Annotated in this window: 9 protein-coding genes; 3 read left to right on the forward strand and 6 right to left on the reverse strand. The window is 33.1% G+C overall.

The window, feature by feature from the left end; translation table 11 throughout:
* Nucleotides 1–32: 32 nt before the first annotated feature.
* From G6N05_RS01730 to G6N05_RS01740, 3 genes are all read right to left on the reverse strand, one after another.
* Entirely contained in the window at nucleotides 33–1,244 is a 1,212-nt protein-coding gene (locus G6N05_RS01730) for a hypothetical protein (RefSeq protein WP_166124838.1), read from the reverse strand.
* Between the two features lie 42 nt (nucleotides 1,245–1,286).
* Nucleotides 1,287–2,579, reverse strand: coding sequence for an MFS transporter (locus G6N05_RS01735; protein WP_166124839.1), 1,293 nt, complete (start codon nucleotides 2,577–2,579; stop codon nucleotides 1,287–1,289).
* A 67-nt stretch (nucleotides 2,580–2,646) separates the two neighbouring features.
* Nucleotides 2,647–3,462, reverse strand: coding sequence for a M48 family metallopeptidase (locus tag G6N05_RS01740; RefSeq protein WP_166124840.1), 816 nt, complete (start codon nucleotides 3,460–3,462; stop codon nucleotides 2,647–2,649).
* 99 nt (nucleotides 3,463–3,561) lie between these two features.
* Here G6N05_RS01740 and G6N05_RS01745 point away from each other — a divergent pair, with 99 nt between their 5' ends.
* From G6N05_RS01745 to G6N05_RS01755, 3 genes are all read left to right on the forward strand, one after another.
* Entirely contained in the window at nucleotides 3,562–4,425 is an 864-nt protein-coding gene (locus tag G6N05_RS01745; RefSeq protein WP_166124841.1) for an alpha/beta fold hydrolase, read from the forward strand.
* Between the two features lie 55 nt (nucleotides 4,426–4,480).
* Nucleotides 4,481–5,329: a transketolase gene (locus G6N05_RS01750; RefSeq protein WP_166124842.1), complete on the forward strand. Its 849-nt coding sequence runs from the start codon at nucleotides 4,481–4,483 to the stop codon at nucleotides 5,327–5,329.
* A gap of 72 nt (nucleotides 5,330–5,401) precedes the next feature.
* Nucleotides 5,402–6,355, forward strand: coding sequence for a transketolase family protein (locus G6N05_RS01755; RefSeq protein ID WP_166124843.1), 954 nt, complete (start codon nucleotides 5,402–5,404; stop codon nucleotides 6,353–6,355).
* Between the two features lie 136 nt (nucleotides 6,356–6,491).
* Here G6N05_RS01755 and G6N05_RS01760 read toward each other — a convergent pair whose 3' ends face one another.
* The 3 genes from G6N05_RS01760 to G6N05_RS01770 all read right to left on the reverse strand — a co-directional run bounded on the left by G6N05_RS01760 (nucleotide 6,492) and on the right by G6N05_RS01770 (nucleotide 12,224).
* Nucleotides 6,492–7,355 (reverse strand): bestrophin family protein, encoded by an 864-nt coding sequence (locus G6N05_RS01760; RefSeq protein ID WP_166124844.1) that lies wholly within the window; start codon nucleotides 7,353–7,355, stop codon nucleotides 6,492–6,494.
* Between the two features lie 100 nt (nucleotides 7,356–7,455).
* Nucleotides 7,456–8,760: a TolC family protein gene (locus tag G6N05_RS01765; protein WP_166124845.1), complete on the reverse strand. Its 1,305-nt coding sequence runs from the start codon at nucleotides 8,758–8,760 to the stop codon at nucleotides 7,456–7,458.
* Nucleotides 8,761–9,137: 377 nt separating this feature from the next.
* Nucleotides 9,138–12,224: an efflux RND transporter permease subunit gene (locus G6N05_RS01770; protein WP_166124846.1), complete on the reverse strand. Its 3,087-nt coding sequence runs from the start codon at nucleotides 12,222–12,224 to the stop codon at nucleotides 9,138–9,140.
* Nucleotides 12,225–12,267 lie beyond the last annotated feature (43 nt).

Raw genomic sequence — 12,267 nt, forward strand, 5'->3', positions numbered from 1 at the left:
TTCAGGATTTTGATGTTTATATGAATTGTTTTTTATTGTATATAACTTGCGTCTAAACCATAATTAATTGTACCTGTTGTAATTTGATACGTTACACCTGGATTTAGGTTTGTTGTATAAGATAAAGTAAATGTTCCTTTAATTCTTCTTGTTGTAATATTGAATTCTGTTATCGTAAACGATCCAGCTGTTATTGTAGCAACAGGAGAACCTGCAACATTTGGTAAATCAACTTGAGCTTGAGAAAGTAAACTAGTAGTTAAATTAGTTTTTTCTGTTAATGGATAAGTCCCAACAGCCCAATGGTTATTTGGAATGTATAAGCTAATTTCAGTAAGAGAATTTAAATTATCATTAGTTACACCTTGTATTTTTAAATACCTTGGAGCACCAATTGTAGCACTATTGTTTAATACTTGTACATCTATTCCAGTTTGATCATATAAATATGGTTTCATGTTGTCAAATTGTACTCCATTAATATTTGCTGACATTATAGCTGGAGAATAATCTGCTAAATCAAGTGCAGCTGTAAAAGTTATTTCATTACCATAAGCAGTACCATACGCATTAGTTGCATAAGCTCTAAGATATACAGTTGAACCTGGAGCTACATTTAAATTAGCTATTGTAGATACAAATGCTCCGATTCCTAAACCATCAATAGTTTTGTTAGTACTTGGTACTGTTGGATTTGCAGTTGTGCCCCAGACAACTCCTCTTGAGATTACAGCCGAACCACCGTTAGCAGTTACGTCACCTCCAGTAGTTGCTCTTGGATATATATTATTAGTAATAGCAGCACTTGTTAGTACTGGTAAATGTGAAGCAGCTTCAGTTGTAATTACTACTTCATTTCCATAAGAAGTACCATGAGTATTAGTTGCATAAGCACGAATATAATATACTGTTGCAGGTGTTAAATTATTCATGACTGATACGAAATTTGTACTTCCGATACCATCATTTGTTTTAGAATCACTTAATGTTGGATTATGAGCAATACCATAAACCACACCTTTTGCTGTTATAGCATAACCTCCATCAGTTGTTATTGTTCCACCAGAAACCGCAGATGTTGAAACTGTATTTGTAACAGTTGTAGTTGTAATTATGGGAAGTAATTCTGATAAATCAGGATTTTCATTTAAAAGAGATGGTTCTATAGGTTCATCTGTACAAGAAACAAATGTCAATGATGTAATAAATACAAAAATTGAAAGTAGGTTTTTAATTGTTTTCATATTTTATTTATGGTTGTTTTGTTTTAAAAGTCAAATATAAAATTATTTTTGAACTTTTAGGGTCCTGAATAATAAAAATACACCTGTTGCAAAAAATAGCACTAAAAATAAAATGGCATTTCTCATGCTTCCAGTAATCTGATCAATGAAGCCATAAATTAGCATTCCAATTACAATTCCAATTTTTTCGGCAACATCGTAAAAACTAAAAAAAGAAGTGGTGTCTTTTGTTTCTGGAATAAGTTTTGAAAAAGTTGAACGAGAAAGAGATTGAATGCCACCCATAACTAAACCTACAATAGCAGCTGTTGCGTAAAATTGAATGGGTTCTGTCACAAAAAATGCTCCAATACAAATGAATATCCAAATACTATTTATAACAATTAGGGTTTTAATGTTACCAAATTTTGAAGCTAATTTTGAAGTCATAATCGCACCTAAAATCGCAACTAATTGAATCACTAAAATGCTAATAATTAACCCAGATGTTTTTTGTTCAGGGCTTTTCCAATTTATTTCTTGTTCTCCAAAATAGGTTGCTACTAGCATTACGGTTTGAACCGCCATACTATAAACAAAAAATGCAAATAAGAATTTCTTTAAGACTTCATCTTTAAAAAACAAAACTTGTACTTTTTTCAACTCTTTAAAACCATTAAAAAAGATGGATAAATTAATTGGATTGTTGTTTTTGTTCCCTTTTGGTAAATAATAAAAAGTATACTGACTAAAAACTAACCACCAAATTCCTGTAAAAACAAAAGAAAGACGCATAGCTTCTAGGGCTTCTTCACCCTTTTGACTTAAAATAAAAAACAAGCAAATAAGTAATAAAACTACGCTTCCAACATAACCTAATGAATAACCTTTGGCACTTAATTTATCATGTTGTTCTGTGAAAGCAATGTCTGATAAATAGGAATTATAGTATACTAGACTTCCCCAAAAACCTAATAATCCTAAATAGAAACAACAAATACCAAAAACCACATTTTCTTTGGTAAACCAATATAAACCAATACAAGAAAATGCTCCTAAGTAGCAAAAAAATTGCATGAAACGTTTTTTATTGCCTAAATAATCAGCTATTCCAGATAAAATTGGAGATAAAATGGCAACAGATAAAAAAGCAAAAGCGGTTACGAAACTTATTAACGCAGTTGCTTTTATAGGAGAACCAAAAAGGACAATGTTTGGATTTTCTTTAGTAAATAAATATCCAAAATATAATGGAAATATTGAAGAAGTTATCACTAATGAATAAACCGAATTAGCCCAATCATAAAAAGCCCATGCGTTTAATAACTTACTATTTCCTTTTTCTAAGTGTTTCATGAAGTATATTTTTATAAAAAAAAAAAGTCCCGATAAATATCGGGACTAATATAAGATAATATTTTTACTATTTAAATGTTACTCCAAATTTAGCAGCTTCCGCTCTAGCTTGAGGTAAAAGAGCTGTTAATTCGTTTATTCTAGTTTGGTTGCTAGGGTGCGTACTCAAAATTTCAGGTGGCGCTTGTCCGCCTGAATGCGCTGACATTCTTTCCCAAACTTTAACCGCATTAATTGGATCATAACCTGCAATCGCCATTAAAGTTAAACCAATCATATCTGCTTCACTTTCATGAGCTCTACTAAATGGTAACATTCCGCCAACTTGTGAAGCTGCACCATAAGCTTGCATGGCTAAAGCTTGAGTTTCTTCACTTTTATTTCCAACTGCTAGTTGTGCTCCAACCGCTCCAACTTGTTGTAATAATCCAGCGCTCATACGTTGTTGCCCGTGATTTGCTAATGCATGAGCAACTTCATGTCCCATAACAGCAGCAATTCCAGCGTCGTCTTTACAAATAGGTAAAATACCTGTGTAGAAAACTATTTTTCCTCCTGGCATACACCAAGCATTTACTTCTTTACTATCCACTAAATTATATTCCCAGGCATAATCTTTCAAATAATCTGATTTTCCAATGGCATTTAAATATCTTTCTGATGCGACTTTAATTTTCATTCCAATAGTAGTAATTCGCTTTGCATCAGCAGTACCTTTTACTACTTTGTTCTCAGATAAGAACTGACCATATTGTTGAAATGCTGATGGAAATATTTGACTATTTGGTACAAATGCCATCGTACTTTTACCTGTAAAAGGATTTTTAGCACATGAAGCAACTAATATCCCAACGATTAATACTGATTTTATTGCTGTTTTCATTTTTTTTTAGATTTTATAAAACAAAGTTATTGTATTTTTTTTGTTAAATTCAAAAATCATTCCAAAATTTATTACCTACTTTTGTTTAAAATTTTTATTATGCCAAAAAAAGCATCTAAAGTCGATGATAGAGTTCCTAAATTGGTAATCTTAATAGGCCAATTTCTATATAAAATCTCCCCAGTTTTAGCAGAAAAATATGCTCGAAAATTGTTTATCACTCCAATTAAACATAAAATTCCTAAACGCGAATTTCACATGGAGGCTGAAGCTGTTCAAACGAAATTATTTGTTCCTGCAATAAATAAAGAAATTGTGGTGTATAGCTATGGTAATTCTAATAAGAAAATACTTTTAGTTCACGGATGGTCGGGTAGAGGCACACAATTAGTTAAAATTGCCGATGCCTTTTTAGAAAATGGTTATTCAACTATCAGTTTTGACGCACCTGCTCATGGAAAATCTGGAACTAAAACGACTTTAATGTTAGAATTTATTGAATCTATTTTAGCAGTTGAAAAATCATATGGACCTTTTGAATTTGCTGTTGGTCATTCACTTGGTGGGATGTCAATTTTAAATGCGATTAAAAAAGGATTACAAGTTAAAAAAGCGGTGGTTATTGGAAGTGGAAATAGCGTCATAAATATTGTAAACACTTTTGTGGAGAAAATAGGTTTGCCAAATAAAGTTGCTGTTTTAATGAGAAATAATTTTGAGAAGAAATATCAATTTGAAATGGAAAGTTTTTCTGCTTATATAGCCGCAAAAGAAGTCAAAATTCCAGTTTTGGTCATTCATGATAACGATGATGATGATATTCCTGTTTCAGAAGCACATCATTTAGCTGAAAAATTATCCAATAAAGAAATTTTAATCACAAATAATTTAGGTCACAGAAAAATTCTTGGCGATACAACAGTTATTACCAAAATTGTTGAATTCTTATTGATAAAAAAATAAAGGCACATTAGTATAAACAGATTATTAAATTTATTTTTGCAAAAAACTTTTTACAATGACACAACAAATTTCTAATTTAGAACAATTTACACAACAAGTTCGAAGAGACATCTTAAGAATGGTTCACGCAGTTAATTCAGGTCACCCAGGTGGTTCTTTAGGTTGCGCAGAATTCTTAGTAACTCTGTATCAACATGTAATGAAAAGAAACGAAGGTTTTGATATGAATGGAATCAATGAAGATTTATTCTTTTTATCAAACGGACACATTTCTCCAGTATTTTACAGCGTTTTAGCAAGAAGCGGTTATTTCTCTGTTTCGGAATTAGCTACTTTCCGTAAATTAAATACACGTTTACAAGGTCACCCAACCACTCATGAAGGTTTAGAAGGTATTAGAATGGCTTCTGGATCATTAGGTCAAGGTTTGTCTGTTGCTATTGGTGCAGCGCAAGCTAAAAAGTTAAATAAAGATACGAATTTAGTGTACGTTTTAACTGGTGATGGTGAATTACAAGAAGGACAAAATTGGGAAGCGATTATGTATGCATCTGCTAAGAATGTAGACAACTTAATTGCAACTGTCGATTTAAACGGTCAACAAATTGATGGTTCTACAAAAGATGTTTTAAATATGGGTAATATTAAAGCCAAATTTGAAGCGTTTGATTGGGATGTTTTAGAAATTACAGAAGGAAATAATATCGAAGCTATTATTAACGGAATGGCTGATGCAAAATCTCGTTCAGGGAAAGGAAAACCAGTTTGTGTGTTGTTACATACAGAAATGGGTAACGGAGTAGATTTCATGATGCATACACACGCTTGGCATGGTAAAGCACCAAGTAATGAGCAATTAGAAAATGCCTTAAACCAAAATCCAGCAACTTTAGGAGATTATTAAAAATGCTTTATGCTTTATGCCTTAAGCGTTATGCTTATTGCCTATTGCCTATAGCTTATAGCTAAAAAAAAAATGAAAAAATACGAAAATACAGGAAGTAAAGATACACGTTCAGGATTTGGAGCAGGAATGACCGAATTAGGACAAAAAAACGAAAATGTGGTAGCACTTTGTGCGGATTTAATTGGGTCGTTAAAGTTTGACGATTTCAAGAAAAATCATCCAGAGCGTTTTTTCCAAATCGGAATTGCAGAAGCAAACATGATTGGAATTGCAGCAGGTTTAACTATTGGTGGAAAAATTCCTTTCACAGGAACTTTCGCTAACTTTTCTACTGGAAGAGTTTACGATCAAATTCGTCAATCTGTAGCTTATTCTGATAAAAATGTAAAAATTTGTGCGTCTCACGCCGGTTTAACTTTAGGAGAAGACGGTGCCACTCACCAGATTTTAGAAGACATTGGTTTAATGAAAATGTTGCCAGGTATGACGGTAATCAACACATGTGATTACAACCAAACTAAAGCAGCAACTTTAGCTTTAGCAGATCATCATGGTCCAGCTTATTTACGTTTCGGTCGTCCGGTAGTGCCAAATTTCACTCCTGCTGATGAACCATTCGTAATTGGAAAAGCTATTTTATTAAGCGAAGGAACAGATGTAACGATTATCGCAACTGGACATTTAGTTTGGGAAGCCTTAATTGCTGCTGAAGAATTAGAAAAACAAGGCGTTTCTGCTGAGGTTATTAATATTCATACAATCAAACCTTTAGATGAAGAAGCTATCTTAAAATCGGTTGCAAAAACAGGTTGTGTAGTAACTGCTGAAGAACATAATTTCTTAGGAGGTTTAGGAGAAAGCGTTGCAAGAACGTTATCTTTAAACAATCCAACGCCACAAGAATTTGTTGCGACAAACGATACATTCGGAGAAAGCGGAACTCCAGAACAATTAATGGAAAAATACGGATTAAATAGTGCTGCTATTATTGAGAAATCATTAAAAGTTATCGCAAGAAAATAATCTATGCAGTTTATAAAAAAATCCCGTTTCGATTAACTTCGGAACGGGATTTTTTTTGAAAACTTGTCATTCTGAATTTATTTCAGAATCTCAACTAAATATTATTAGAATCTGAAATAAGTTTAGATTGACAAAATCATAGAATTTCCTCAACATGTTTTTTAATATTACTCGCAATTTTTGCAATTGGTAAATCGTTTTCATCTGTTCCAAATGGGTCTTCAATTTCTTCTGCAATCAATTCTAAACTGGCTAAAACATAAAAGATAAACACTACGACTGGAACTACATAATACCCTAAACTAAATACATATCCGAACGGCAATGTCATCACGTAAAAGAAAATAAATTTCTTGATAAATGCACTGTAAGAATAGGGAATAGGCGTGTTTTTAATTCTTTCACAAGCACCACATACATCTGTAAACGATTGAAGTTCTGCATTCAAAATGATCAATTGGTCGCCAGAAATTTTATTCGATTTATATAAATCATTTATCTTATTGAAAATCATTTTTGCCACCTGATTCGGTTTGTGTTTGTTATGGTCAATTTCTAAATCTAAACCTTCAAACAGCACTTTACCCACTTCTTCGTTGGTTAAATGTTTTGCTAAAATGGAAGCGTAACCTGGGATTATTTTTCTGAAATAGTTTTTATCCGATTCATTTTCTAAAATTGCTGATAATTTAATGGCTAAGTTTCTAGAATTATTCACCAAACTTCCCCATAATTTTCTTCCTTCCCACCAACGGTCATAAGCGGTATTGGTTCGGTAAGCTAAAAGTAAAGACAACACAAATCCTACCGTAGTGTGCATGATAGAAATGTTTTTCACATGACTATCATCTTTTAATTTAAAAAAATGAATTTCTAAATAACAAACAGTTGCAGAATACGCTCCAATTAATAACATCATTGGAATTAATTGACGAAATGTATCCGATTTATGAAATTTGAAAATGTATGTAATCCAATCTTTTGGGTTGTATTGTACCATGGTTTAAGATAAAAGTAAAAAGTAAAAAGAGCCAAGTAAAAAGGTAAAAGTAAAAAGGTAAAAGTAAAAAGGTAAAAGTAAAAAGAAACAACTGTTTTTACTAATTTAATTTTAAAGTTCCCGCTAATTCTTTTAAGTTAATTTCTGAAAGTTTGGTAACATATTGTGCGTTAGAATATCTTACAGAAGCTTCTACAAAATTTTGTTGTGCCGTTCTGAATTCAATCGTTGTGATGGTTCCGATTTTGAATTTCGCTAACGTGATATCTAAGTTTTGTTTGGCGATTTCTAAATTCTTTTCTTCGACTTTAACCAATTCTAAATTCGTTTGATAACTCGCAAATAATGTGGCTAATTGTGTTGTTAAAGATAGTTTTTGTTGTTCTAAAAGGAAACTCGCGTTTTCGACTTGATATTTCGCAACTTTTTCATTTCTGTTTTGAGTAAAACCGTTAAAAATTGGCATCGAAGCTGAAACTCCATACACAAAACCTTGTCCTGATGATTGCGTTACGAATCCTAATGAAGCTTCCGAACGTGTAAAGTTATAACCAGAAGTCAATCGCACCGTTGGGTAACGATTGCCTTTGACTTGTTTCAAATTTAAATCGGCGACTTTTTTAGTTAAGATTTGCGCTTGCAATTGCGGGTTTTGTTTTTCAGCCGTAGTTTTTAATTCGTTGAAATCTAAATTTTGTTCCAGCGTAATTTCTTGGTTGACTTTAAAATCAGTTTGAACATCTCTTACTAATAATTCGTTCATTCTAATTTTTGTAATTCTGTATAATTCTTTCTGTTTTAGCAATAAACTTAAATCAGTATTCAAATCTACTTGAGCGTTTAAAACTTCTAATTTGGAAGCTTTTCCGATAGTAAATCTGTTTTTAGCCGTTTCCACTCTTTGGTTAGAAATCACAATTGCTGTGTCAATTGAAGCCATCATTTGTTGTTGCTGTGCCAAGTCGAAATACGTTAAATACACATCGCTAATTTTAGTCAAAATAGCCGATTGCAATTCTGATTTTCCTTGTTCTTCCAACACTTTCAATTGTTCTCTTCTCGAAAACATGCTCATGCCATCAAAAATAGTCCAATCTAAACCTACACCATAACTCAAATTCATGTTTTTAGCGCCGTCTAATTCTCTAACCGTTCCGCCAGCTTGGGTTTGCTTGGTGTCAATTAGACTATTGTTATTCGTGAAATTTGCGGTAACCGAAGGTAACATTCCAGCAGTTCCTAGATTGTTATTGGTTTCATCGATTTTCAAATTGTTTTTCGCAATTTTGATATCGTAATTATTTTCTAAGGATATTTTCACAGCGTCTTCAAGCGTCAATATTTCTTGAGCTTGCGCTGAAAATCCAACGAATAATAGAAAAGCTATTTTATATAAATTTTGCATAATGTTTTTATTTTTTGCCACGTATAGTTTTGTTCTTTGCCACGAATTATCGAATTTTTCGAATCATTTTAAATTTAATTCGAATTAATTATCGACTTAGTCGATTCGAAAGTATTTACTCAAAATTTTTAATTCGTGAATTCGTGGCTTAATTATATTCTTTTTCTTTGCCACGAATTCACGAATTTTTTTACTGTATTACTTAGTAATTTTAATTCGAATTAATTATCGACTTAGTCGATTCGAATTGTGTTAATCCAAAATTATTAATTCGTGAATTCGTGGCAAAAAAAATATGTTTACAATGAATTCACGATTTTTTTTAATCTTCCAACTTCCAACTTCCAACTTCCAACTTCCATCTTCCAACTCCCAACCTATTTTTCCAGTGCATCTAAATTATCAAATTCAGGTCGGTGTTTTTTGGCTTTCGACCACATTAAATAGAAGGCTGGAATTACAAATAAAGTCAAGACTAATGAAAACATCGTACCTCCAACAATTACAACTCCCATTCCAATTCTACTTGTAGAGGCTGCTCCAAGCGACATCGCAATTGGTAATGCTCCTAAAGCAATCGCTAAACTTGTCATTAAAATTGGACGTAAACGGGCTTCTGAAGCTTCTATAATCGCTTCGTATTTGGGTTTGCCTTGTTCTCGTAATTGATTTGCGAATTCTACAATCAGAATTCCGTTCTTGGTTACCAATCCGATTAACATGACGGTTCCAATTTGACTGAAAATATTCCAAGTTTGTCCGAATAACCAAAGCGAGAATAACGCTCCAGCAACTGCCATCGGTACAGTTAAAATAATAATAAACGGATCAATAAAACTTTCAAATTGTGCTGCTAAAATCAAATAAATTAACAATAAAGCTAAACCGAATGCGAAAGATGTATTCGAACTACTTTCCACAAAATCTCTCGATTCTCCACCTAAATCTGTAGTAAAGGTTTCATCTAAAACTTTAGCTTTGATTTCATCCATCGCATCAATTCCGTCGCCCATACTTTTTCCTGGTGCTAAACCTGCAGAAACTGTGGCCGACATATATCTATTGTTATGAAACAATTGTGGTGGATTACTTTGTTCTTCTACTTCAACCACATTGTCTAATTGAATTAATTCTCCCGCTTTATTTTTTACAAACATCGAAGTTAAATCTAAAGGCGCATCACGGTCTTTTTGATCGAATTGTCCGATAACTTGATATTGTTTTCCGTTTTGCATAAAATACCCAAAACGTTGTCCGCTCAAGGAAAGTTGAAGTGTTTGCGCTACATCTAAAACCGAAATCCCTAAACTTTCCGCTTTTTCACGATTGATAGTCACGTTAATTTCAGGTTTGTTGAATTTCAAATTTACATCTACATTAGAGAAGGTTTCATTCTTACTCGCTTCTTCCATAAATTGAGGAATTTTTTCTCGTAATTTCTCAAAATTCGGCGCTTGAATGATATATTGAATTGGTAAGCCACCTCTACGATTTACCGCAATGGTTGGTTGTTCCGAAACATTGACTTTCGCTTGTGGATATTTCTTCGTCCATTTATTTAAATTATCTACGATTTCTTTTTGCGATTTTTCTCTGTTTTCTGGTTCCACCAAAGCCAAACGCACACGACCTGTATTCACAGACGAAGACATAAATCCAGGTGAAGTAATTACCAACGCCACTTTTTTCTCAGGAATAGAATCGTTTATCAAATCTGATAATTCGGTCATAAATTTGTCCGTGTATTCATATGTCGCGCCTTCTGGTGTGGTCACACTTACAATCCCTAGACTTCTGTCGTCATAAGGTGCGGTTTCTTTTGGTAAGATTTTGAAAAACAACACTATCAATCCAATACAAACAATGACAATTGGAAAACTCAACCATTTTCTTTTCATGAAATTCGTTAAAGCGTTCGCGTAACCTTGATTTAAACCTACAAAATAGGGTTCTGTAAAATGATAAAATTTCGTTTTCTTTTGTTCGCCACCTTTCATTAAATAGGCGTTTAACATTGGTGTTAAAGTCAATGATACGAAGGCAGAAATTAAAACCGCCGCACCAATTACGACACCAAACTCTCGGAACAATCGACCTACGAATCCTTCTAAGAAGACGATGGGTAAGAAAACAGCAGCAAGCGTAATAGAAATAGAAATTACAGCAAAGAAAATTTCGTTGGAACCTTTAATCGCCGCTTCAATGGGCGACATACCTTCTTCGACTTTTTTGAAGATATTTTCGGTCACAACAATTCCATCATCAACTACTAATCCTGTAGCTAAAACGATAGCTAAAAGCGTTAATACGTTGATAGAAAAGCCACACAAATACATGATAAAAAACGTAGCAATTAAGGAAACCGGAATGTCAATTAACGGTCGGAAGGCGATAGACCAATCTCTAAAAAATAAGAAGATAATCAAGACTACTAAAAGGATGGAAATCAATAAAGTTTCCGCAACCTCAACCACCGATTTTTTAATGAAAAGCGTGTTGTCTAAAGCAATATCAATCTTAATATCTTTTGGTAATTCTTTTTTTAGTTTATCGAATTGCGCATAAAACGCATCGGCAATTTCTAAATAATTACTTCCAGGTTGCGGTATAATCGCCACAGCAACCATCGGATTTCCTGATTCGGTAAACTTCGTTTCTAAATTTTCTGATTCTAAAGAAGCATTTCCAATATCGCTTAAACGAACGGTTTTGTTTTCGTTTGAAATAATAATGATATCGTTAAATTCCTTTTCAGTCGATAAATTTCCAAGTGTTTTTACCATTAATTCGGTATTCGCACCGGTTAATTTTCCTGAAGGTAATTCTACATTTTGTTTGTCTAATGCCGCTCTAACATCAGAAACGGTTACTCCGTAGGAATTCAGTTTGATAGGATCAATCCAAATTCGCATCGAATATCTTTTTTGTCCCCAAATTTGCACGCCACTCACACCAGGAATCGTTTGAATTCTCTCCGCAATTACGTTTTCGGCATAATCGCTTAATTCTAATGCGTTTCTCGATTTACTTTGAACCGTCATCGAAATAATTGCATCCGAATCGGCATCCGCTTTAGAAACTACTGGCGGTGCATCAATATCTTGTGGTAAACTTCTAACCGCTTGCGATACTTTATCACGCACATCATTAGCCGCTTCTTCTAAGTTTTTTTCTAGTTTAAATTCGATGGTAATATTACTCGAACCTTGATTACTCGAAGACGTAATATTTCGAATTCCGTCAATTGAATTAATCGCTTTTTCAAGTGGTTCTGTAATTTGCGACTCGATAATATCCGAATTCGCACCCGTATAATTGGTACGAACAGAAATCTGCGCAGGATCAATCGAAGGAAATTCTCGAACACCCAAATAGGTATAGCCCAAAATACCAAATAGAATAATTAAAAGATTAATTACGATGGTAAAAACGGGTCTTTTTATACTTAAAGTTGATAAAGTCATTTGGATTTACGATTTCTTATTTACGATTTACGATTTTGGAATT

Source organism: Flavobacterium bernardetii (genome assembly GCF_011305415.1).
Classification (GTDB): Bacteria; Bacteroidota; Bacteroidia; order Flavobacteriales; family Flavobacteriaceae; genus Flavobacterium; species Flavobacterium bernardetii.